Raw genomic sequence first — 21,946 nt, 5'->3', positions numbered from 1 at the left:
CCGTCAAAGAGTTGTGGTCGGCCCTCCTCCCGAAGGCCGGCCACGATGCTATCGCAGGGGCAGGCGCGCATCGAAACCAGTGCGAGCCAAGGCGATTCAGAGCGGAGTGCTATCGATCGCCGGTGCGGCGAGCGGTTCGCGATTCGGGCTCAGTTCCGCGCGGGCCGACCGCCACGCGCCGGTGCGCAGCAGCCCACCGCGCACGGCTCCCCGTTGCGGGTGCAGCCGTAACCCGGCACCGCACCGAGGCGACGCGGTTCGACGCCGCCGATGTGCTCACCGATCAGCTCCACCACCAGCCGCGCGAATCGCGGGTCGGTGCCGGGCGTCGCGGCGCGGGCGAAGGCCATGCCGAGTTCGGCGGCCTTGTCCTTGGCTTCGTTGTCGAGATCCCAGATGACCTCGAGGTGATCGGACACGAAACCGACGGGACAGACCACCACCGCGGCTACGCCCTTGCCGGACAGCTCCTCGAGGTGGTCCACGATGTCGGGCTCCAGCCACGGCACCTGCGGCGGACCCGAGCGCGACTGCCAGACCAGGTCGTAGTCGCCGAATCCGGTGGCGGCCGCGCACAACCGGGCCGCCTCCGCGACCTGGCGGCTGTACAGACCGCCGCCCTCGGCGGGCGGGCCCGCGGTGGCGTCGGCGGACACCGGGATCGAATGGGCGGTGAACACCAGGCGGATCTCGGCGCGGCGCTCGGCGGGGATTTCGGCCACCGCGGAGCGGATCGCGTCGGCGAATGCCTCGATCAGCAGCGGGTGGTCGAAGTATTGGCGCAGCTTCACCAGTTGCGGCGCGCCGTCGCCGAAAGCCGTTCGGGCCCTGACGATGTCCTCGTGGTACTGGAGACAGCCGGAGTAGCCGCCCCACGCGGAGGTCGGGAACACCAGTGCGGTGCGGACACCGTCGGCGGCCATCCGCGCGACGGTGTCCTCGACCATGGGATGCCAGTTGCGGTTGCCGAAGTACACCGGCAGTTCCGTTCCGGCGGCGGCCAATTCGCGCTCGACCGCGGCGATGATGTCGCGGTTGAGCGCGTTGATCGGAGACACCCCGCCGAAGTGCAGGTAGTGCTGCGCGACCTCTTCGAGTCGCTCGCGCGGCACCCCGCGGCCCCGAGTGACGTTCTCCAGGAACGGCATCACGTCCTCGGGACGCTCCGGGCCGCCGAAGGACAGCAGCAGCAGTGCGTCGACGGCCGGTGCCACGGCATCTCCTCCGTTACGAAATCAGTTGGCCGACCAGTTCTCCGGGAACCAGGTGTTGTGGCTGGCGCCGCCGTCGACGTAGATGATCGAGCCGGTGGTGCCGGGCAGCCAATCGGAGAGCAGCGCGACGATCGACTTGGCGACCACGGTCGGGTCGTCGACGTCCCAGCCGATCGGCGACGCGCCGTCCCAGTAGGTGTTGAGCTGGTTCAGCTTGGCCGCGTCGTCGGTGGCGGTGCCAGCGATGGCCTTGGCGGCCAGGGTCTTGATCGGACCCGCGGCGATCAGGTTGGAGCGGACCCGCTTGGCGACGCCGACCTCACGGGCGACGTAGCGGTTCACCGACTCCAGCGCCGCCTTGGCCACGCCCATCCAGTTGTAGTACGGCATCGCCGTGCGCGGGTCGAAGTCCATGCCGACGATGGAGCCGCCCTCGTTCATGACGGGCAGCACCGCGCGGGCCAGCGAGGCGTAGCTCCACGCCGAGATCTCGAACGCCTTGGCGGCGTCGGGGCCGGGGCCGTCCAGGAACGGGCGGGCCTCCGGGCCCATCAGGGTGCGCGGCGCGAACGCGATCGAGTGCAGGACGCCGTCGATGCCCTCCGGCGCCAGCTCGCGCAGCTTGTCGGCCAGCCCGGCCAGATCCTCTTCGCTGGTGACGTCGAGGCCGATGGCGGGCGGAACTTCCTGGGGCAGCCGCTTCGCGATCCGGTCGATCAGCCGCAGCCGCTCCGGAATGCCGGTGATGACGACCTTCGCGCCCTGCTCCTGCGCGACCGCGGCCGCGTGGAACGCGATCGACGCGTCGGTGATGATGCCGGTGACCAGGATGGTCTTGCCTTCGAGCAGTCCGCCCATGAGTTCTCGGTTCTCCTGAAGTTGAAAGTCGAGTTGTCGCCCCGCCGCGCGCGGGACATCGTCCCGGCGCGCGGCGCCGCGGTGTTCGGGGCAGCGTGCCCGGGAACGAAAGTACTAGTGGCCCATGCCCATGCCGCCGTCGACCGGGATGACCGCGCCGTTGATGTAGGAGGCGTCGTCGGAGGCGAGGAAGCTGATCGCCGCCGCTACCTCTTCGGGCTGGCCGGGGCGTCCCGCGGGCACGCCGTACTTCAGCACGACCTCGCGCATCTCCTCGGTGACTTCCTCGCGCGTCATGTCGGTCTCGATGAAACCGGGAGCGACCACGTTGGAGGTGATGTTGCGCGAACCGATCTCACGGGTGATCGAACGCGCCATGCCGATCAGGCCCGACTTGGAGGCCGCGTAGTTGACCTGTCCGGGGCCGCCGCCGAGACCGACCACCGAACCGAGGAAGATGATCCGGCCGAACTTGGCCCGCAGCATGGCGCGGTTGGCGCGCTTGGCGCAGCGCCACGCGCCGGTCAGGTTGGCGTCGATGACGCGGGTGAACTGGTCCTCGCTCATCCGCATGAGCAGCGTGTTGTCGACGATGCCCGCGTTGGCGACGAGCACCTCGACGGCGCCCTGGTGCGCCTCCACCTCGGCGAACGCGGCGTCGACCGACTCGGTGTCGGTGACATCGCACTTCACGCCGAACAGTCCGTCCGGCGCCCCCGATCCGCGATGAGTGACGGCCACCTTGTGGCCGTCGGCTGCCAGACGCTGCGCGACAGCGAGTCCGATGCCACGGTTGCCACCGGTCACCAGGACCGACCGGGATGTGATGTTCGACATAAGCATCAACCTATCTGTTCGGGTTCGTGCGCCGGGCTCGGGGCACCGCAACCTTGTGCGATGCCACAGCGAGCGCGGCGCTACGGCAGGCGTTGACGATAGAGCAAGCCGGTAACGATGCCCGCGGCGACGACCAGCATGCCGAGCAGCAGCCACGGCCTGCTCGCGTCGCCGCGGGTCGTCTCGTAGCCGATCTGCTCTTCGAGGGTGTCGTACACGGCGGTGAGTTCTTCGAGGCTGGAGGCGGTGTAGAACTCGCCGCCGGACAGCTGGGCGATCTCACGCAACGAGTCGTTGTCGACGGGCACCTTGACCCGCTGCGAGCCCTGACCGTCCTGATCCGGGATCTCCACCGAACCCCATTCGGTGCCGAAGGAGATCGTCGACACCGGAATGCCCTTGTTCTTGGCGAGGCGGGCGGCGGTGAACGCGTGCCTCGGGTTGTCGACGTCCTTGTCGTCCGGCACGGTCTGCTTGCCGTCGGACATCAGCACGACCCGCGCGGGCGGCGGGGTCTCCGCTCCGCCGAGCACGGTGGCCAGGGTGTCGATGGATTGCAGGGCCGTCAGGATGCCCTCGCCCGTCGCGGTGCGCTCGGCCAGCTTGATGTTGTCGATGGCGGCCTTGACCGATTCCCGGTTGGTCGTCGGGGACACCATGACCGAGGCCGTGCCCGCGAAGGTGACGAAGCCGAGGTTGATGCCCTGGGTGAGGCCGTCGACGAACTCCTTGCCCGCTTCCTGGGCCACCTGGAGTCTGGTCGGCGGCACGTCGGTGGCCTCCATGGACAGCGAAACGTCCATCACCAGAACGACGGTCGCGCGGTTGCGCGGGACCTTCTTGACCGCCGTCGGCCCGGCCGCGGCGACGGTCAGGAACATCAGGCCGACCAGCATCAGCGCGATAGGCACGTGCCGGATCGGACTCGGCCGCGCGGGCGCGACCTTCTCCAGCAGTTCCATATTGGTGAAGCGCAGCATCTGACGGTGCCTGCTGCGCTGCACCAGCACGTAGCCGAGCGCGATCAGCACGACGACCGCGAGGAAACCGAGCCAGATCAGTGCGGTGAAATGCGAAATACTCACTGGCGCGGCACCCGCCCGGTCGGGGCGCCGAAGCTGTGACGCCGGGTGGAAACGAACCGGACCACGTCGGCGATCCAGTCCCGATCGGTCCGCAGCGTGAGCACCGGCGCGCCGCAGCTGCGCAGCGCCTGCTCGACCTGCTCGCGGTGCCGTTGGGCGGCGGCCGCGAAATCGGTACGCAGCGTTGGCGTCACGCTGAACTCGCGGGTGCGGCCGGTCTCCGGATCGTGCAGCACCACGTCGCCGACATCGGGCAGCTCGAGATCGCGCGGGTCGAGCACCTCGACCGCGAGCAGATCGTGTCGCGCGGAGATGGCGCGCAGCGAACGCTGCCAATCGATCTCGCCGAGGAAGTCGGAGATGATCACGGCGAGACCGCGTTTGCGCTGCGGGCGGCGCAGCGACTCGATGGCGCCGCGCAGATCGCCGCGCACACCGTCGCGCGCGTGCGGGGTGGTGGCGACGCCGCGCAGCAGCGACTGGGCGTGAATCCGCCCGCTGCGCGCGGGAATTCGCACCAGTTGCTCGCCGGTGGCGACGACCGCGCCGATCCGGTTGCCGCCGCCGCTGGTGAGGTGGGTGATCGCCGCGGCGGCCGCGATCGCCAGATCGCGTTTCTGGCAGGCCGCCGTGCCGAAGTCGAGGCTGGCCGAGAGGTCGACGACCATCCAGGTCTCCAGCTCGCGATCGGCGATCATCTGGCGCACGTGCGGGTGCGTGGTGCGGGCGGTGACCGACCAATCCATCTGGCGCACATCGTCACCCGGCTGATACATCCGGGACTCACCGGGCTCGGAGCCCGGTCCGGGGATGAGGCCGAGGTGATCGCCGTGCAGCACGCCGTCCAGGCGCCTGCGCACGGTCAGCTCCAGGGTTCTCAGCGCCGCCGAGAGCCGCGGGTCGGTCAGTTCTCCGGCCCGGAACGACGGCGGTGCGTGCGATGACGTTGTCACTCGGGAAACCTCGGGCGCGGCCGACGCGGCCGTCACTTGGTCTGGTGGTTGCCGGCGGCCGGGGCCATCTGCGGCTGGCCCTGCTGCGGCGGCTGCGGAATCTGCTGCTGGCTCGGCGGCTGCGGCGCGGCGGGCGCGGGCTGGCCGCCGGAGTGCACCGCCTGCGGCGCGACCTGCGGCAGACCGACGGTCTGCAGCACCCGCTTGATGACGTCCTCCGGGCTGATCTCGTCGGCCAGCGCGTCGTAGGACAGCACGAGGCGGTGGCGCAGCACGTCCGGGATCACCTCGACCACGTCCTGCGGCACCACGTAGTCGCGGCCGCGGATCAGCGCGACCGCGCGGGCCGCGGCGATGATGCCGAGGCTGGCGCGCGGCGAGGCGCCGTAGGCGATCCAGTTCGCCACGTCGGCCATGCCGAAGTCGAGCGGCTTGCGGGTCGCCGCGATCACCCGGACCACGTAGTCGACCAGCGCGTGGTGCACGAAGGTGTTGGCCGCGACCTTCTGCAGCCGGATCAGGTCCTCCGGGCCGAGGACCTGCCTGGCCTCCGGCGGCGTGACGCCCATCCGGTAGATGATCTCGCGCTCCTCCTCGACGGAGGGGTAGTCGACGACGACCTTGAACAGGAAGCGGTCGCGCTGCGCCTCGGGCAGCGGGTAGACGCCCTCGCTCTCGATCGGGTTCTGAGTCGCCATGACCAGGAACGGGTCCGGCATCGGGTAGGTCTTGCCGCCGATCGACACGTGCCGCTCGGCCATCACCTCGAGCAGCGCGGACTGCACCTTGGCGGGCGCGCGGTTGATCTCGTCGGCGAGCACGAAATTGGCCACGACCGGGCCGAGTTCGGTGTCGAACTCCTCGCGGCCCTGACGGTAGATGCGGGTACCGATCAGGTCGGTCGGCACCAGGTCGGGGGTGAACTGGACGCGGGCGAAGGAACCGCCGACCACCTTGGCGAAGGTCTCCACGGCCAGGGTCTTCGCGATGCCCGGCACGCCCTCGAGCAGCACGTGGCCGCGCGCGAGGACACCGACGAGCAGCCGTTCGACGAGCCGGTCCTGGCCCACGATGACCCGCTTGACCTCGTAGATCGCCTTCTCCAGGGTCTGAACGTCACGCTCCAGGGTGCCCGACGCGGGCTCCGGCGCACCTTTCGCCAGATCCGCCCCGCTCACGCTGTCCGTCGAAGTCACCAACATCCCCGCTTTCGCCTTGGTCTCGTGCGTGCTCGCCCCAACTATTCCAGGTATTCGCGCAGCATGCCGCAACCGGCTCCGGTATCAGTGCAATTCGCGCCGGATCGATGGCCGATTCTCAGGAGACGATGCGCACCGCATAGGGCATGATGCCGCTTTCCCGCACCGGCGAAACCTTCACCACGTCGCCGGATTGCGGCGCTTCGACCATCTTCCCGTTGCCCAGGTAGAGCGCCACGTGCTGGCTGCCGCTCGGCCCCCAGAACAGCATGTCGCCGCGGGCTCGCTCGTCCACCGGAACGCGGGTGCCCGCGTTGTATTGATATCCGCTGTAGTGCGGCAGCGAGACGCCGATGCCCGCGAAGGCGTAGATCATCAAGCCCGAGCAGTCGAAGCCGACTTTGTTGTAATCGCCGTGGCTGTCGGCCACGCCGCCGTCGCGAATGCCGAGCGTCGGGCCGTTCTCGTCGCCGCCGCCCCAGGCGTACTGCACGCCCAATTGCGAAAGCGCCCGGTCCACCACGATTTCCACCGCCTGCGAGCCGCGCGCCGCCGGTCCGCTGGGGCGGGGCGTGCTCTGCTTCGGGGCGGGAGCGTTCTCGAGCTGGGTGTGCGGGCGCCGACCGTCGCCCGCCTGGGCGGCACGATCGCGCGCGGCCTGGTCGGCGGCGGCGCGGGCGGCGGCGGCCGACGCGGCGGCGCGGATCGCGGCCTCTTCGGCGCGGCGCTGTTCGTCCCAGGCCAGGAAGGCCTCGCGCTGGCCCTGCAGACCGGTGACGTTGGCGCGGGCGATGTCGAGCCTGCCCTGCGCGGCGTCGCGCTCGCGCAGCAAGGTGTCGCGCCGCACGGTCTGCTGGTCGAGTTCGGCCTTGGCCGCGGCGACCGCGTGCTCGGCGTCGTTCTTCTTCTGCTCGGCCACCGCGGCGGCCGCGTCGGCCTCCGATTTGGCTTGGCGCGCGGTGGAATTCCGGTTGCCCTGCTCGATCTGCGCGCGGCGCAGCGCGTCGAGCACCTGCTGCTGGTTCTTCGTGACCAGGCCGAGCACCTGGGAGCGGTCGATCGCGCCGCCGGGCGACGAGGCCGCCAGGTAGGTGACCATCGAGCCCGAGGAGGGTCTGGTGTAGGCCTGGGTGGCGAACTCGTCGAAATTGCGCCGCGCCTGCGCGACCTTGGTTCCCGCGTCGGAGAGGTCGGTCTGGGTCCGTACGACAGCGGCGGCGGCCGCGTCGGCCGCCTCCCGCGCGCTCTGCAGATCGACCAGCGCTTTGTTGACTTCCTCGCGCTTGCGCGCCACCGCGTCGTCGAGTTCCCGCAGCTGCTGATTCACCGTGCCGACCTGGTTGATCAGCGCGCCGACCTCGGTGACGCCCGCATCGACGCGGGCGCCCGCCGCGGCGATCTCACCGTCGCTCGGATTGGGCGGCGCGGGCGGCACAGCGGTGGTCGGTCCCGCGGTCAGCACCACGGCGACGGAGACGAGCAACCCCAGAGCGACCGATAGGCCCTGCGACCGACCGGTCGGACCTTTTTTGTGCATGGCACCTCCCAAGGACTCGAACGCGGCTTCGCCTCACGAGCCCCAACCGCACCATCAAGCTCATTGGGCGGCGGGTAACCCTCTACGAAACTTGTTCCCCATCGGTAACCACATGAACCGTACGACACTTCTTTCACCAAGAAAACATCAGCAACATAATGACATGCACGTAATTTGCGCATTGCCAAGAATTAGCCGGATTGCCGATCGGTGTTAGGGGGAGAAAACCAACCGATCGTTATGAAAAGGGGTGAAAGAGAGACCGCTTATCGAGCGGGAGTGCCGAGGTCGTCGCGCTCGGTGGCCGCGACGGCGGCGGATTCGGCCGTGGAACGCCGGGACTTCACCCAGTACAGGCCGGCGACGACGATCGCGGTACCGGCCAGCAACACGCTGGTGATCGCGGTCCACGAGAAGGTTTCCGGCTCTTCGAGGCGGCCGACGAAGATCCGCGCGGCCTCGACCGAGTTGCCCTGCTTGCTCTTGGCGGCATCCTCGGCCCACTCCAGCTTCACCCGGCTGATGGAGTCGCTGTAGGTGCCGACCCAGTCGTCGCTGAGCACCACGACGGTGCCGTGTTCGGTCTTGCCGATCTCGGTGGCCAGGTCCCGTAGATTGGAGTCGTGACCGGGATTGCCGGGAATCACCACGATGCTGAGCGGGATCCCGTTGGATCGCGCCTCCGCCACGATCGCCTCGAGTCCCGCCTGATCCTTCCCCTTCGGCGTCGCCACGTGATTGTCGGCGACGTCGGCCTTGATGGTCCGCAACGCGCTGTCGTTGATGGTGGGCGGCAGCTCCGCGGCCATGGGGGAGAACACCGAGGTGTACGAGGGGGCCATCTTCCATCCGGTCTGTCGAGCCGCGTCAGCGAGCGCTGCGACGGGCATCCAACACTGCAGGGTGAGCTAACTACAACCCCGGCTAGCTCGAAAGCACAGTACGCGACCCGATGTTCGGACAGTGCCACCCGCCACGCCGACCGGCCCCCGCGTGTTTCACAGGACAAGCGTACTGTTAGAGTCGTGGCGCGAGGAACCGGCGCTCTCCCAGGCGCAGGAGCCCCTCCAAAGACTCGAGTCGCCGGCACAGCCCCGCCGGTGGCCAACCCTCACAGACGAGTGGAGCTGACGTGACGACAAGTATCGATACTTTCGGCGCCAAGGGCACCCTCGAGGTCGGAAGCAACTCCTACGAGATCTTCCGTCTCTCGGCCGTGCCCGGCACCGAAAAACTCCCCTACGCACTGAAGGTCCTCGCGGAGAACCTGCTCCGCACCGAGGACGGCGCGAACATCACCGCCGACCACATCCGCGCCATCGCGAACTGGGATCCGTCGGCCGAGCCCGACACCGAGATCCAGTTCACCCCGGCCCGCGTGATCATGCAGGACTTCACCGGCGTGCCCTGTGTCGTCGACCTGGCCACCATGCGTGAGGCCGTCACCGCCCTCGGCGGCGACCCGAACAAGGTCAACCCGCTCTCCCCCGCCGACATGGTCATCGACCACTCGGTCATCCTCGACGTGTTCGGCCGCGCCGACGCGCTGGAGCGCAACGTCGAGCTCGAGTACGAGCGCAACGGCGAGCGCTACCAGTTCCTGCGCTGGGGCCAGGGCGCCTTCGACGACTTCCGCGTCGTCCCGCCGGGCATGGGCATCGTGCACCAGGTCAACATCGAGTACCTGGCGCCCACCGTCATGGTCCGCAACGGCCAGGCCTACCCCGACACCTGCGTCGGCACCGACTCGCACACCACCATGGTCAACGGCCTGGGCGTGCTCGGCTGGGGCGTCGGCGGCATCGAGGCCGAGGCGGCCATGCTGGGCCAGCCGGTCTCCATGCTCATCCCGCGCGTCGTCGGCTTCAAGCTGACCGGTGAGATCCAGCCCGGCGTGACCGCGACCGACGTCGTGCTCACCGTCACCGACATGCTGCGCAAGCACGGTGTGGTCGGCAAGTTCGTCGAGTTCTACGGCAAGGGCGTCGCCGAGGTGCCGCTGGCCAACCGCGCCACCCTCGGCAACATGAGCCCCGAGTTCGGCTCCACCGCGGCGATCTTCCCGATCGACGCCGAGACCATCAACTACCTGCGCCTCACCGGCCGCACCGACGAGCAGCTCGCGCTCGTCGAGGCGTACGCCAAGGAGCAGGGCATGTGGCACGACGCCGACCGCGAGCCCGCCTACTCGGAGTACCTGGAGCTGGACCTGAGCACCGTGGTGCCGTCCATCGCAGGCCCGAAGCGCCCGCAGGACCGAATCCTGCTGTCGGAGAGCAAGATCGCCTTCCGCAAGGACATCTGCAACTACGTCACCGAGGGTGAAGGCGCGCCGCACACCCAGCTGGACGAGGCCGTCGAGGAGTCCTTCCCGGCCAGCGATCCGGCCGTGCTGTCCTTCGCCGAGGACGACGCCGTGCTGCCCACCGCCGCCAACGGCTCCGAAGGCCGCCCGACCAAGCCGGTCAAGGTCTCCGATCCCGAGCGTGGCGACTTCGTGCTCGATCACGGCGCCGTGGTCGTCGCGGGTATCACCTCCTGCACCAACACCTCCAACCCGTCGGTCATGCTCGGCGCCGCCCTGCTGGCCCGCAACGCGGTGGAGAAGGGCCTGTCCTCCAAGCCGTGGGTCAAGACCAACATGGCCCCGGGCTCGCAGGTCGTCGCCGACTACTACGAGAAGGCCGGCCTGTGGCCGTACCTGGAGAAGCTCGGCTTCTACGTGGGCGGTTTCGGCTGCACCACCTGCATCGGCAACACCGGCCCGCTGCCGGACGAGATCTCCAAGGCGATCAACGACAACGACCTCTCGGTCACCGCGGTGCTGTCCGGCAACCGCAACTTCGAGGGTCGTATCTCGCCCGACGTGAAGATGAACTACCTGGCCTCGCCGCCGCTGGTCATCGCCTACGCGCTCGCGGGCACCATGGACTTCGACTTCGAGACCGACGCGCTCGGCAAGGACACCGAGGGCAACGACGTCTACCTGCGCGACATCTGGCCGTCCCCGCAGGAGATCGACGACACCATCAAGTCGGCGATCAACCGCGACATGTTCACCAAGTCCTACGCCGACGTCTTCAAGGGCGACGAGCGCTGGCAGAACCTGTCCACCCCCGAGGGCGACACCTTCGCGTGGGACGAGAACTCGACCTACGTCCGCAAGGCGCCGTACTTCGACGGCATGGAGCTGGAGCCGTCGCCGGTCACCGACATCAAGGGCGCTCGCGTCCTCGCGCTGCTCGGCGACTCGGTCACCACCGACCACATCAGCCCGGCCGGTCCGATCAAGCCCGGCACCCCGGCCGCGCAGTACCTCGACTCGCACGGCGTGGAGCGCAAGGACTACAACTCCCTCGGCTCGCGTCGCGGTAACCACGAGGTGATGATCCGCGGCACCTTCGCCAACATCCGGCTGCGCAACCAGCTGCTCGACGACGTCTCGGGCGGTTACACCCGCGACTTCACCCAGGAGGGCGGCCCGCAGGCCTTCATCTACGACGCCTCGCAGAACTACCAGGCCGCGGGCATCCCGCTGGTCGTGCTGGGCGGCAAGGAGTACGGCTCGGGTTCGTCGCGCGACTGGGCGGCCAAGGGCACCCGCCTGCTCGGCGTGAAGGCGGTCATCACCGAGTCGTTCGAGCGCATCCACCGCTCCAACCTCATCGGTATGGGCGTGATCCCGCTGCAGTTCCCGGCCGGTGAGAGCGCCAAGTCGCTGGGCCTGGACGGCACCGAGGTCTTCGACATCGAGGGCATCACCAAGCTGAACGAGGGTGTGACTCCGAAGACCCTGAAGGTGACCGCCACCAAGGAGAGCGGTGAGAAGATCACCTTCGACGCGGTGGTCCGGATCGACACCCCCGGTGAGGCCGACTACTACCGCAACGGCGGCATCCTGCAGTACGTGCTGCGGAACATGATTCGCGGCTGATCTCGATTTGCTCAGCCCGGTCCCCGCGCACGCGGGGATGATCCCATGATCCGCGGCTGAAACTCCCCGCGCACGCGGGGATGATCCCGTGATTCGCGGCCGAGTCGGTTATCCGGCTCGCCGCCCGTGTGGAAGGTCCGCGCATCGCCCCGGCGGTGCGCGGACCTCTCCGCATCCCGCAGCGTCACTCTTTCGGAGGAGCCACGCCCATGCCCAAGGTCAGCGATGACCACCTCGCCGCCCGGCGCAGCCAGATCCTCGACGGGGCGCGACGCTGCTTTGCCGAATACGGCTACGACGGCGCCACCGTGCGCCGCCTGGAAGAGGCCATCGGACTGTCTCGCGGCGCCATCTTCCACCACTTCCGCGACAAGGACGCGCTGTTCCTCGCGCTCGCGCAGGAGGACGCCGAGCGCATGGCAGACGTCGCGGCCAACCAGGGCATCGTGCAGGTGATGCGCGATATGCTCGCCCACCCCGAGCAATTCAATTGGCTCGGCACCCGTTTGGAGATCGCGCGCAGGCTGCGCACCGATCCCGAGTTCCGCGCGGGTTGGACCCAGCGCTCCGCCGAGCTGACCGCGGCCACCCTGGCCCGCCTGGAGCGGCGCAAGGCCGCGGGCGCGCTGCGTGACGATGTCCCGACCGACGTCCTGCTCGGCTATCTCGACTTGGTCCTCGACGGTCTCATCGCCAGGATCGCCTCCGGCCACACCAACGAGAACCTCTCCGCGGTGCTGGATCTCGTCGAAGCGTCGGTCCGCCGCAAGGACTGACCCGGCTCAGTAGGTGGCGTTGAGGTAGTCGGCCGCGTGGGTGGTCCAGAGGACGTTCGTGCCGGGCATGTTGCGGCCGGAATACAGGACGTGCTGGCCGTCGGGCCACGGGGTGAGGTAGCCGATGACGCCCTGCACGGCCTTGCTGTAGCGGTCCAGATTCGCCAGCGGGTTCTGCAACAGGAAGCGCAGGAGTTCCTCGAAGATCAGCGGGGTCACGTTGCCGAAGCGCGCGCCCTCGACGAACGAGAACGGGGAGATGCCCACATCGATCACGCGCAGCGGGGAATCCGGCGGCGAGGAGGTGATGATGTCGCCGGGGTTGGCGTATTCCCGGACGTCGAGGCCGGGCCACGCGCCGCGCTGGCCGTGCAGTCCGTAGGTGGACGGCGGGCACAGATTCCCCACGGACTGACCGGCTTTGCGCATCGGATTGGCGATGTTCACCACGAACGCGATCTCCAGCGGCGAACCGTCGAAGTTCTTGTACTTGCCCGACCGCACACCCTCCAGTATCCGGCTCGCGCAGATGCCGCCGAGCGAATAACTCAGCAGCCCACAGACATTCGGCGAATCCTGAATGGCGCGCACCCCGGCCGCGACGCCGAGCCGGACCGAGGTCTCCAGCGAGGGACCCCACACGTCCGGCGTCGGCCCGACCGAGGCGGGCCAGTTCGGCTCGAACGCGGTGAACTTCTCCGGGTCGAGCAGTTTGGTGACGTCGCGCAGCATGCCCGCGGGCGCGCCGTCCGGGTTGCGGGGCTCGCCGGTGCCCCGGAGGGTGATGATGTCGATCATCGTTTCTCCTTGACCGCCTGAAGGTCTGAAAGCAGAGCCACACGGTACTTCGGCGCGCCGCCCGGCACACGAGTAGCGCACTACTCGATTTCGCGCGACGGTTCCCCCGACGCGCCCGGCCGAATGTCAGTCGTCGCCTTCGAGACTGGCGAGCAGACGCCGCGCGATGCGGTCCAGGTCCTTGCGGTCCTGCGCGGAGAGCACCGAGAGGATGCGGGTCTCGTTGCGGGTGTGCTCCGTTACCACGGTGTCGACCAGTTGCCTGCCCTCGTCGGTGAGCGCCACCCGAACGGCGCGCCGATCGGCCGCGTCGGCGATGCGGCGCACCAGCCCCGCCGATTCCAGCCGATCCAGGCGGCCGGTCATGCCCGCGCGCGAGAGCATCAGCGTGTCGGCGAGCACCGACGGGTTCAGCTGGAACGGTTCGCCCGAACGCCGCAGGGCGGCAAGCACATCGAATTCGCCGCGCTGCAATCCGTGTGCGACGAAGACGGCTTCGATCGCCTGCTGCGCCACGACCATGAGCCGCCCGAGCCGCCCCACGATCGCCATCGCCTCCAGATCGAGATCGGGCCGCTCGCGCCGCCACTGCTCGGCGATGGCGTCCACCGCGTCCGGTTTCACTTCGGTCATGGACGGGATTCTATTCGCCGGTATATAGTTCGGTAGCGAATTATCAAGCACCGAACTACAGGAGTCGTCATGACCGCCGCCCTTCCCCACCGCGACCTCGCCGTCCGTCAGCCGCAGGACGCGGAGACCTTGCGGACCGACACCGTCCGGATGCGTCTGCTGATCGACGCCAACGAGACCGGCGGGTCGGTCAGCAGCTTGGAGGTCACCCTGGCCGAGGGCGCCGACGGCGCCGCGCCGCACTACCACACCAAATCCGACGAGCTGTTCTACGTGGCCGAGGGCGAACTCCAGGTGCTGGCAGGCGATCGGATCGTCACCGTGGGCGCGGGCGGCGCGCTGGTGGTGCCCAAGTTCATGCCGCACGCGTTCGGCGCGGCGCCCGGCAGCGCGGCCCGGCTGCTGATCGCGCTCATGCCCGGCGTCGAGCGTTTCGAGTACTTCCGCCTGCTCGACCGCATCGGCAAGGGCGAGGCGACGCTCGCCGATCTCGCTGCGACACAAGAGGAATTCGACAACCACTTCGTGGACGCCCCGCGGTGGTGGGCCGAGCGAACCGCCAACCGGCGGTGATGCGCGCGGCCAGCGGAGTGTGGCGCAGACGTCAGCGAACGCGGGAACAACAACGGACTGCGACGAGTTCGCTTTTACATGACCTTTTCCGTCCCCGTCGTCGTCCGCGGTTACGAGCTCGACACCCAGGGCCACCTGAATCAGGCGGTGTACCTCCAATACGCCGAGCACGCCCGCTGGGAGCTGCTGCGCGCCGCCGGGCTCGGCCAGGAAAAGCTCATCGAATCCGGCGTCGGGCCGGTGGTCCTGGAGACGAACATCAAGTATTTGCGTGAGTTGCGCGGCGGCGACGAGGTGACGATCAGCTGCGAATTCGCTTGGACCGAAGGCAAGATCTTCCGGATGCGCCAGCAGATCCGCAAGCTCGACGGCACGGTGTCGGCCGAGGTCGCCGTCGTCGGAGGCCTGCTCGATCTGGCCGAGCGCAAGCTGGTCGCCGATCCGGGCGAGCGTTTCCGAGCTCTCGCCGAGCGACCGGATCTGCTCGGCCTGTAGCGCGGCGCGGCGGTCGACATGGCCGCCAATCTTGGGCAATACTCGTCCGCTACCCCCAATCGGAATTAGCTAGAAGATTGCGGTAGGGCCATTTTCGGACTGCCGAAAATCTTTCGGCGCTAGCGCCTTCCGTGTCCGGATCCGGTTTGCCAACGGCCGTGAAATCTTTCGATCCGGGCCGGGGCCGCCCCCTTCCGCGTTATGATCCAGTTCACGCTCGGGGGTCCTGGCAAATCGCGAGCAGATCGGAGAGCAGACCATGGCCGACGCAATCCACCGACCCGGTGTCACGTCGACGGAAGACCGCGCACCCGCACTGCAGGGCCTTTTGGTGGCCGAGTCGGAACGCGAGATCTCCGTCCGCGTCGCCGAGGGCACGTGGACCTTCCGCCGTGACGATGTGCTCCGCATGCTCGACAACGTCGGCGACGACCAAGCGAGCGACGGCCGGCCGGTTCTGGTGGACATCCGCCCCGGCGCCACCGCCGACTTCACCCAGCGACTGCGCATCGACCTCGTCGACCGGCCGATGACCATCGCCGCCGCGCCCTCGGAAGCGCTGGGTGACGAACTGCTGCAACAACTCACGGCCACCTGGGCCGACCGCCTGCGGCTCGTGGACTATCCGGCGGGCACCGGCGCGACCTATACCTATTGCCAGACGAAATCCTTCGCGACGAGTGACGACGGCATCAACTGCGACAGCCTCGACTGAGCGGACCTGCCCATGGTGAGCCGGCTCCCAGGCTCGGTCCTGATCGTGTCCGAAACCGATGATCTGCACGCCACCGCGATGGCGGCGACATTGCGAGAACACCACGGGCTCAGTCCGATACACCTCGACCTGCGCGACTTCCCGCGCGAGTCGGGCAGTTTCCGGCTGGACCGGCTCGGCACCACGCGCTCGCTCTCGCACGTCATCGGGCTCGACACCGTCCGTTCGGTGTGGTGGCGGCGGCCGCACCCGTGCCAGGTGCCCGGCGGCGTGCGCGCCTCCGACGACGCCTACCGCCAGGCCGAGTGCGACGGCTTCATCCAGGGCCTGCTGTGGTCGATCCCGGCGTTCTGGATCAACGATCCCGGCGCCGACCGCACCGCGGCGCGCAAGATCGTCCAACTGGAGACGGCACAGCGCGCCGGGTTCGCGATCCCGGAGACGCTGATCACCAACGATCCGGACGAGGCGCGCAGCTTCGTCGAATCACGGCCCGGCGCAGTGGTTTACAAGCGCACCGGCACGGGACGCGCGGAATTCGCCGAGACCAGGATCATCACGGCCGCCGATTTCGGCAAGCTGGCCGGCATCCGGTCGGCGCCGACCACCTTCCAGGACTACATCCAAGCCGAGTGCGACCTGCGGGTGGTGTGGGTGGACGGCATCGCCTGGACGGTGCGCATCGACTCCCAGGCGGGCGTCGGCCGGGTCGATTCCCGGCTGGACACCTCCGTCGAGTTCACCCGCGACCAGCTGCCCGCCTCGGTGAGCAAATCCCTGGCCACGCTCATGGGCGCGCTCGGGCTCAGCTTCGGGGTCCTCGACCTGCGCCTGGGCTTGGACGGCGAGTACTACTTCCTGGAGGTCAACCCCCAGGGACAGTTCGCCTACCTGGAGATCAAGACCGGCCTGCCGATCTTCCAGAGCCTGTCCAACCTGCTCGTGCACAGCGACGGCATGGTTCCCGGATACTGACCGCCGGCACGCGTCTCCCGCTCCTCCTCTCGTCGGCGCCGTCCCGGCGAAGGGACGACGCCGACGCGAAGAACTTCCCGCGGTGGCTGCCAAAGACTTTGCGCTGCCACCGATTCGAGCGGGCGCGGGGCGTTACTTTCCGGGGCTCTTACGCCGGTTCGCGCCACCCCTGCTGCGGAGCTGCACGTGCGACTCCACCAGCACGTTGTGGATGAAACCGTAGGAGCGTCCGGTCGACCGCGCCAGCGAACGAATGCTGGCGCCCGCCTCGTATTGCTTCTTCAGCTGCGATTGCAGACGGTCACGCGATTTCCCCGTGACGCGTGTGCCCTTACCCAATGTGGCCTTGCTTTGTGTGGCCCTGTCGCTCATGGCTTCCTCCGAGTCGCCGAGCAGCGCGTCTTTCCAGGCTAAGCACTGAGCAGGCCGTGATCAACGGGTTCGTGTGATGAAACTCACGCGAGCTGAATCAGTTCCAAATATTCCGCGGACCAGTGGTCCTCGGTGCCATCGGGGAGGAGAATGACCCGCTCCGGCGACAAAGCCTCCGCGGCGCCCGGATCGTGGGTCACCAGAACGACCGCCCCCGCGTAGGTGCGCAGCGCGTCGAGCACCTGCTCACGGGACACCGGGTCCAGGTTGTTGGTCGGCTCGTCGAGCAGCAGCACATTGGCCGCCGAGGACACCAGACCGGCCAGCGCCAAGCGGGTCTTCTCGCCGCCGGAGAGGGTGCCCGCGGGCTGGTCGAGCTGCGGACCGGTGAACATGAACGCGCCGAGCAGGCCGCGCAGGTCCTGTTCGCCCGCGTCCGGCGCCGCGTGCCGGATGTTCTCCCACACCGTGGCGTCGTCGTCGAGGGTGTCGTGCTCCTGGGCGAAGTAACCGATCTTCAGACCGTGCCCCGGCACCAGCCCACCCGCCGTCGGCTGCTCCACCCCGGCGAGCAGGCGCAGCAGCGTCGTCTTGCCCGCGCCGTTGAGGCCGAGCACCACGACCCGGCTGCCGCGGTCGATCGCCAGGTCCACGCCGGTGAAGATCTCCAGCGAGCCGTACATCTTGGTCAGATTCTCGGCCATCAGCGGCGTCTTGCCGCAGGCGGCGGGCTCGGGGAACTTGATCCTGGCCACCTTGTCGGCGACGCGCACGTCGTCCAGCTCGTTGAGCAGCCGCTCGGCGCGCTTGACCATGTTCTGTGCCGCAACGGCTTTCGTCGCCTTGGCGCCGAGCTTGGCGGCCTGCGCCTTGAGCGCGGACGCCTTCTTCTCGGCGTTGGCGCGCTCGCGGCGGCGGCGCTGTTCGTCGGTGGCGCGGGCGTCGAGGTACTTCTTCCAGCCCATGTTGTAGACGTCGGCCTCGCCGCGCACGGCGTCGAGGAACCACACCTTGTTGACCACCGCGTCGAGCAGTTCGACGTCGTGGCTGATCACGATCAGGCCGCCCTCGTGGCTCTGCAGGAATCCGCGCAGCCAGGTGATCGAGTCGGCGTCGAGGTGGTTGGTCGGCTCGTCGAGCAGCAGGATGCGATCCGAGCGTCCGCCGCTGCCGTCGGAGGCGGAGAACAGGATGCGCGCCAGTTCGATTCGGCGGCGCTGACCGCCGGAGAGCGTGCGCAGCGGCTGGCCGAGCACCCGGTCGGGCAGGCCGAGGCTGTGGCAGATCCGCGCGGCCTCGCTCTCGGCGACATAGCCGCCCAGCGCCGAGAACCGTTCCTCGAGCCTGCCGTACTTGCGGACCGCCTTCTCGCGCTCCTTCTCGTCGGCCACCTCGGCCATCAGCGCCTGCTGCTTCTCCATGTCGCGGATCAGCGTGTCCAGGCCGCGCGCGGAGAGCACCCGGTCGCGCGCGAGCACGTCCAGGTTGCCTTCCTTGGGATCCTGCGGCAGATAGCCGATCTCGCTGGAGCGCAGGATCTTTCCGGCGTACGGCTCGCCCTCGCCCGCGAGGATGCGCAGCGTGGTCGTCTTGCCCGCGCCGTTGCGCCCGACCAGTCCGATGCGGTCACCGGCCTGCACCCGCAGCGCGGGACCGGGCGCCGACAGCAGGGTCCGGACTCCGGCCCGAACCTCGAGGTCGGTCGCGGTGATCACAGATGGGCTCCTCACGGATGGTGGTGGTCGTGGCACGGCGGGGCCGGGCAGTCGCTGCTCGATTGTGCGCCCCTCGATGCACAAGAACCACCGATTTTACCCGGGCCCGCGACGGGCCCCGCAGCCGAGGAAGCCGGTGTGACCGCGATAACTGCCGTCGGTCCGGCTTCGGTAGCGTGCGATGCCATGAGTACCGATCTGTTGGGCAAGAGCGCGCTGGTCAGCGGGGCCAGCCGGGGCATCGGCAAGGCCGTGGCGGCCGAGCTGCTGCGCCGCGGCGCGAACGTGGTGATCACCGCGCGGAAACCGGAACCGCTGGAGGAGGCGGCCGCCGAGCTGCGTGCCTTGGGCCACCAGGGCCAAGTCGTCGCGCTGGCGGGCAACTCCGGTGACGCGGAGAGCCGCGCCGCGGCGGTCGAGCGCGCGGTCTCGGAGTTCGGCTCGCTCGACATCCTGATCAACAACACCGGCATCAACCCGATCTACGGCGCGCTGATGGACGCGGACCTGGACGCGGTGCGCAAGATCTTCGACGTCAACGTGGTCGCCGCGCTCGGCTACATCCAGGAGGCGTACAAGGCCTGGATGCGCGACAACGGCGGCGCGATCGTGAACGTCGCCAGCGTCGCCGGCATCCGGTCCAGCGGCGTGATCGCCGCCTACGGCGCCTCCAAGGCCGCGCTGATCCACCTCACCGACGAGCTGGCCTGGCAGCTCGGCCCGAAGATCCGGGTGAACGCGGTGGCGCCCGGCGTGGTCAAGACCAAGTTCGCCGACGCGCTCTACTCCGCCGACGAGGAGCGGGCCGCGGCCGTGTACCCGATGAAGCGGCTCGGCGTGCCCGAGGACGTCGCGCGGCTGATCGCGTTCCTGGTGTCCGACGAGGCCGCGTGGATCACCGGCGAGACCGTGCGCGTCGACGGCGGCCTGCTGTCCACCGGCGGCATCTGATCGACGGCGAGCCACGGCCGGTCGGCGCCGGACTACGGCGGCCGATCGTCAGCGAGCGGCGACGGCCGACCGGCACCGCACGACGGCGGCCGATCATCGTCGAGCGGCGGCGAGCGACCGCACGGCAGCAGCCGACCGAAACTACACGGCGGCTGATCGGGCCCGAAGGTCGGAGAGCGTCGTGACCGACATCGTCATCTGCGGTCTCGGCCCCGCCGGGCGGGCGCTGGCGCACCGCTGCCTGGCCCGCGGCATGTCGGTCACCGCGGTCGACCCCGCCCCCGCGCGGCCGTGGACCGCCACCTACGCCGCCTGGGCGGACGAACTGCCCGGCTGGCTCGATCCGGCGGTCACGGCGGCGACGGTGGCCCGCCCCACCGCGTGGGGCGCGCGCCGCCACGAACTGGACCGTGCGTACGTCGTGCTCGACACGGGGCGGTTGCGGGACGCGCTGGACCTGACGGGCGCGGAGATCGTCGCCGACCGCGCCGTGCGGCTCGAACGGCACGGCGTGACGCTGGCCTCGGGCCGGACGCTGACCGCCGAGCGAGTGATCGACGCGCGCGGTATCGCCCGCTCCCCCGCCCGCGCCGAGCAGACCGCCTACGGCGTGCTCGTCGACGAGACGGTCGCCGCGGGAATCGAGCCGCTGTTCATGGACTGGCGCGCCGACAACGGCGCGCATCCGGCCGCGCCGCGCTCGTTCCTGTACGCGGTGCCGCTCGGCGGCGGCGCGATGCTGCTCGAGGAGACCTGCCTGGCCGGGCGGCCCGCGCTGGACACCGGCGAACTGCGCACTCGCCTTCGGCGCCGGTTGCGCGCACGTGGCATCGCGCTCGGCGGCGACGAGCCCGTCGAGCGGGTTCGCTTCCCGGTGCAGGGTGGCCGACCGGGCGCACGCTCGTTCGGCGCGGCGGGCGGATTCACCCATCCCGCAACGGGATACAGCGTGGCGTCGGCACTCGCCGCGGCGGACGCGGCGGCGGCGGGAGCCGACCTGTGGCCGCCGTCGGCCCGCGCGGTGCGGGCCCTGCGCGCGGCCGGGCTGCGCGCGCTGCTCGCGCTGCCGCCCGCCGAGCTCCCCGCGTTCTTCGACGCCTTCTTCGACCTGCCGGCGCCGCTGCAACGCGCCTACCTGTCCGGCCGCACCGACCTCGGCGGCACCGTCGCGGCCATGCGCGCGCTGTTCGCGGCGCTGCCCGCCGGATCGCGCATCCGAATCGCCGCCGCGACCTCGGGGATTCCGGTTCGCTCGCGCGGGCGGGGTGGTTCGGCCATCATGGAGTGATGGCACGAGCTATCTGGAAGGGCTCGATTGCATTCGGGCTGGTAAACGTCCCGGTCAAGGTGTACACCGCCACCGAGGACCACGACATCAAATTCCACCAGGTGCACGCCAAGGACGGCGGCAGGATCAAATACCAGCGCGTCTGCACCGTCGACAACAAACCGGTGGAGTACGTCGACATCGCCAAGGCGTACGAGTCGCCCGACGGCGACCGGGTGATCCTCTCCGACGAGGATTTCGCCCGTCTGCCCGCCGCGGAGAAACACGAGATCCCGGTGTTGCAGTTCGTGCCGTCCGAGCAGATCGACCCGATCCTGTTCGACAAGAGCTACTACCTCGAGCCGGACTCCACGACGCCGAAGGCCTACGTGCTGCTGGCCACCACGCTGGAGCGCATCGACCGGACCGCGCTGGTCCACTTCACCCTGCGCCAGAAGACCAGGCTCGCCGCGCTGCGGGTGCGTGAGGGCATGCTCGTGCTCCAGACGCTGCTGTGGCCCGACGAGGTGCGCGCGGTCGAGTTCGAGTCCTTGCAGGACGCCTCGGAGCCGCGGCCGCAGGAGATCAAGATGGCCGAGACGCTCGTCGAGTCCATGTCCGACGATTTCGATCCGAGTCAGTACACCGACGAGTACCAGATCGAACTGCAGAAGATCCTGGACGAGGCGATCGCCAGCGGCAGCGACCGGGTCACCACCAAGCCCGAGGCCGTGCCCGCCGAGATGGACGCCGAAGTGGTCGATCTGGTCGCCGCCCTGCAACGCAGCCTCGAGGCCAGCGGCAGGCGCGCGGCCGGTTCCGGCGGCGCCGCGCAGAAGAAGACCGCGAAGAAGGCCGCGCCCGCGAAGAAGACCGCCAAGGCGACCAAGAAGACGGCCGAGAAGCCCGCCAAGAAGGCAGCGAAGAAGACCCCCGCCCGCAAGGGCGCGTAGAACGCCTCGGAGAACTGGACGCGGGCGGCCGCGTCGGTGATACAGTGCCCGACGAGTTTTCGACAGAGAGGACTCGACGTATCACCTACCGGGCACGGCCCGGCGC

Annotated in this window: 21 protein-coding genes; 9 read left to right on the top strand and 12 right to left on the bottom strand. The window is 69.1% G+C overall.

The features are described from left to right. Positions 1-149: 149 nt before the first annotated feature. From FB390_RS18695 to FB390_RS18660, 8 genes are all read right to left on the bottom strand, one after another. Positions 150-1,214, bottom strand: a complete 1,065-nt coding sequence (locus tag FB390_RS18695) for a ferrochelatase (protein ID WP_141810090.1) — start codon at positions 1,212-1,214, stop codon at positions 150-152. A 21-nt stretch (positions 1,215-1,235) separates the two neighbouring features. Beyond that, complete coding sequence (gene inhA, locus FB390_RS18690; RefSeq protein WP_141810089.1) at positions 1,236-2,072, bottom strand: NADH-dependent enoyl-ACP reductase InhA; 837 nt, start codon at positions 2,070-2,072, stop codon at positions 1,236-1,238. A 114-nt stretch (positions 2,073-2,186) separates the two neighbouring features. Next, positions 2,187-2,909, bottom strand: a complete 723-nt coding sequence (fabG1, locus tag FB390_RS18685; RefSeq protein WP_141810088.1) for a 3-oxoacyl-ACP reductase FabG1 — start codon at positions 2,907-2,909, stop codon at positions 2,187-2,189. Between the two features lie 80 nt (positions 2,910-2,989). Next, positions 2,990-3,994, bottom strand: coding sequence for a VWA domain-containing protein (locus FB390_RS18680; protein WP_097244339.1), 1,005 nt, complete (start codon positions 3,992-3,994; stop codon positions 2,990-2,992). After that, complete coding sequence (locus FB390_RS18675; protein WP_097244340.1) at positions 3,991-4,947, bottom strand: DUF58 domain-containing protein; 957 nt, start codon at positions 4,945-4,947, stop codon at positions 3,991-3,993. The genes FB390_RS18680 and FB390_RS18675 overlap by 4 nt, the downstream gene beginning before the upstream one ends. A gap of 32 nt (positions 4,948-4,979) precedes the next feature. Next, the gene (locus tag FB390_RS18670) at positions 4,980-6,149 is read right to left on the bottom strand and encodes an AAA family ATPase (RefSeq protein WP_185757082.1); all 1,170 of its coding nucleotides are present in this window, start codon (positions 6,147-6,149) and stop codon (positions 4,980-4,982) included. Positions 6,150-6,264: 115 nt separating this feature from the next. After that, a complete protein-coding gene (locus FB390_RS18665; RefSeq protein WP_141810087.1) occupies positions 6,265-7,683 on the bottom strand; it encodes an NlpC/P60 family protein in 1,419 nt (472 codons plus the stop codon). Positions 7,684-7,949: 266 nt separating this feature from the next. Next, positions 7,950-8,525, bottom strand: coding sequence for an Rv1476 family membrane protein (locus tag FB390_RS18660; RefSeq protein ID WP_141810086.1), 576 nt, complete (start codon positions 8,523-8,525; stop codon positions 7,950-7,952). Positions 8,526-8,815: 290 nt separating this feature from the next. Here FB390_RS18660 and FB390_RS18655 point away from each other — a divergent pair, with 290 nt between their 5' ends. Then, positions 8,816-11,617, top strand: a complete 2,802-nt coding sequence (locus tag FB390_RS18655; RefSeq protein ID WP_141810085.1) for an aconitate hydratase — start codon at positions 8,816-8,818, stop codon at positions 11,615-11,617. A 209-nt stretch (positions 11,618-11,826) separates the two neighbouring features. Next, complete coding sequence (locus FB390_RS18650; protein WP_011210017.1) at positions 11,827-12,393, top strand: TetR/AcrR family transcriptional regulator; 567 nt, start codon at positions 11,827-11,829, stop codon at positions 12,391-12,393. 6 nt (positions 12,394-12,399) lie between these two features. On the opposite strand, the gene FB390_RS18645 is transcribed toward FB390_RS18650, so the two are convergent. Together FB390_RS18645 and FB390_RS18640 are read right to left on the bottom strand one after the other, a co-directional pair. Next, a complete protein-coding gene (locus FB390_RS18645) occupies positions 12,400-13,191 on the bottom strand; it encodes a hypothetical protein (protein ID WP_141810084.1) in 792 nt (263 codons plus the stop codon). 126 nt (positions 13,192-13,317) lie between these two features. Further along, on the bottom strand, positions 13,318-13,824 hold the full coding sequence (locus tag FB390_RS18640) for a MarR family winged helix-turn-helix transcriptional regulator (protein ID WP_141810083.1): 507 nt from the start codon (positions 13,822-13,824) through the stop codon (positions 13,318-13,320). 69 nt (positions 13,825-13,893) lie between these two features. On the opposite strand from FB390_RS18640, the gene FB390_RS18635 reads away from it, so the two are divergent. From FB390_RS18635 to FB390_RS18620, 4 genes are all read left to right on the top strand, one after another. Continuing rightward, on the top strand, positions 13,894-14,397 hold the full coding sequence (locus tag FB390_RS18635) for a cupin domain-containing protein (protein ID WP_141810082.1): 504 nt from the start codon (positions 13,894-13,896) through the stop codon (positions 14,395-14,397). Positions 14,398-14,475: 78 nt separating this feature from the next. Beyond that, positions 14,476-14,892, top strand: a complete 417-nt coding sequence (locus tag FB390_RS18630) for an acyl-CoA thioesterase (RefSeq protein ID WP_141810081.1) — start codon at positions 14,476-14,478, stop codon at positions 14,890-14,892. A gap of 259 nt (positions 14,893-15,151) precedes the next feature. Then, on the top strand, positions 15,152-15,607 hold the full coding sequence (locus FB390_RS18625) for a hypothetical protein (protein WP_141810080.1): 456 nt from the start codon (positions 15,152-15,154) through the stop codon (positions 15,605-15,607). Between the two features lie 45 nt (positions 15,608-15,652). Next, positions 15,653-16,582, top strand: coding sequence for an MvdC/MvdD family ATP grasp protein (locus tag FB390_RS18620; RefSeq protein WP_246124096.1), 930 nt, complete (start codon positions 15,653-15,655; stop codon positions 16,580-16,582). 132 nt (positions 16,583-16,714) lie between these two features. On the opposite strand, the gene FB390_RS18615 is transcribed toward FB390_RS18620, so the two are convergent. Then, positions 16,715-16,954: a helix-turn-helix domain-containing protein gene (locus FB390_RS18615; RefSeq protein WP_067780848.1), complete on the bottom strand. Its 240-nt coding sequence runs from the start codon at positions 16,952-16,954 to the stop codon at positions 16,715-16,717. Positions 16,955-17,037: 83 nt separating this feature from the next. After that, the gene (locus FB390_RS18610) at positions 17,038-18,669 is read right to left on the bottom strand and encodes an ABC-F family ATP-binding cassette domain-containing protein (RefSeq protein ID WP_141810078.1); all 1,632 of its coding nucleotides are present in this window, start codon (positions 18,667-18,669) and stop codon (positions 17,038-17,040) included. Between the two features lie 186 nt (positions 18,670-18,855). Between FB390_RS18610 and FB390_RS18605 the strand changes: the two genes are divergently transcribed. The 3 genes from FB390_RS18605 (at position 18,856) to ku (ending at position 21,840) form a co-directional block, all read left to right on the top strand. Beyond that, positions 18,856-19,620, top strand: coding sequence for an SDR family oxidoreductase (locus FB390_RS18605; protein WP_141810077.1), 765 nt, complete (start codon positions 18,856-18,858; stop codon positions 19,618-19,620). A gap of 181 nt (positions 19,621-19,801) precedes the next feature. After that, complete coding sequence (locus FB390_RS18600; RefSeq protein ID WP_246124095.1) at positions 19,802-20,908, top strand: lycopene cyclase family protein; 1,107 nt, start codon at positions 19,802-19,804, stop codon at positions 20,906-20,908. After that, positions 20,908-21,840, top strand: coding sequence for a non-homologous end joining protein Ku (gene ku, locus FB390_RS18595; protein ID WP_141810076.1), 933 nt, complete (start codon positions 20,908-20,910; stop codon positions 21,838-21,840). The genes FB390_RS18600 and ku overlap by 1 nt, the downstream gene beginning before the upstream one ends. The last annotated feature ends 106 nt before the right edge of the window (positions 21,841-21,946 follow it).

The sequence above is a fragment of the Nocardia bhagyanarayanae genome (genome assembly GCF_006716565.1).
Classification (GTDB): Bacteria; Actinomycetota; Actinomycetes; order Mycobacteriales; family Mycobacteriaceae; genus Nocardia; species Nocardia bhagyanarayanae.
The sequence above is the reverse complement of the archived record's forward strand: the minus strand, read 5'-3'. Positions and strand labels throughout refer to the sequence as shown.

Bases quoted from the DNA above. Each gene is read 5' to 3' on its own strand.
- inhA (WP_141810089.1), bottom strand. From the start codon at position 2,072: ATGGGCGGACTGCTCGAAGGCAAGACCATCCTGGTCACCGGCATCATC.
- fabG1 (WP_141810088.1), bottom strand. From the start codon at position 2,909: ATGTCGAACATCACATCCCGGTCGGTCCTGGTGACCGGTGGCAACCGT.
- FB390_RS18670 (WP_185757082.1), bottom strand. From the start codon at position 6,149: ATGTTGGTGACTTCGACGGACAGCGTGAGCGGGGCGGATCTGGCGAAA.
- FB390_RS18665 (WP_141810087.1), bottom strand. From the start codon at position 7,683: ATGCACAAAAAAGGTCCGACCGGTCGGTCGCAGGGCCTATCGGTCGCT.
- FB390_RS18660 (WP_141810086.1), bottom strand. From the start codon at position 8,525: ATGGCCCCCTCGTACACCTCGGTGTTCTCCCCCATGGCCGCGGAGCTG.
- FB390_RS18650 (WP_011210017.1), top strand. From the start codon at position 11,827: ATGCCCAAGGTCAGCGATGACCACCTCGCCGCCCGGCGCAGCCAGATC.
- FB390_RS18645 (WP_141810084.1), bottom strand. From the start codon at position 13,191: ATGATCGACATCATCACCCTCCGGGGCACCGGCGAGCCCCGCAACCCG.
- FB390_RS18640 (WP_141810083.1), bottom strand. From the start codon at position 13,824: ATGACCGAAGTGAAACCGGACGCGGTGGACGCCATCGCCGAGCAGTGG.
- FB390_RS18635 (WP_141810082.1), top strand. From the start codon at position 13,894: ATGACCGCCGCCCTTCCCCACCGCGACCTCGCCGTCCGTCAGCCGCAG.
- FB390_RS18630 (WP_141810081.1), top strand. From the start codon at position 14,476: ATGACCTTTTCCGTCCCCGTCGTCGTCCGCGGTTACGAGCTCGACACC.
- FB390_RS18625 (WP_141810080.1), top strand. From the start codon at position 15,152: ATGGCCGACGCAATCCACCGACCCGGTGTCACGTCGACGGAAGACCGC.
- FB390_RS18615 (WP_067780848.1), bottom strand. From the start codon at position 16,954: ATGAGCGACAGGGCCACACAAAGCAAGGCCACATTGGGTAAGGGCACA.
- FB390_RS18605 (WP_141810077.1), top strand. From the start codon at position 18,856: ATGAGTACCGATCTGTTGGGCAAGAGCGCGCTGGTCAGCGGGGCCAGC.
- ku (WP_141810076.1), top strand. From the start codon at position 20,908: ATGGCACGAGCTATCTGGAAGGGCTCGATTGCATTCGGGCTGGTAAAC.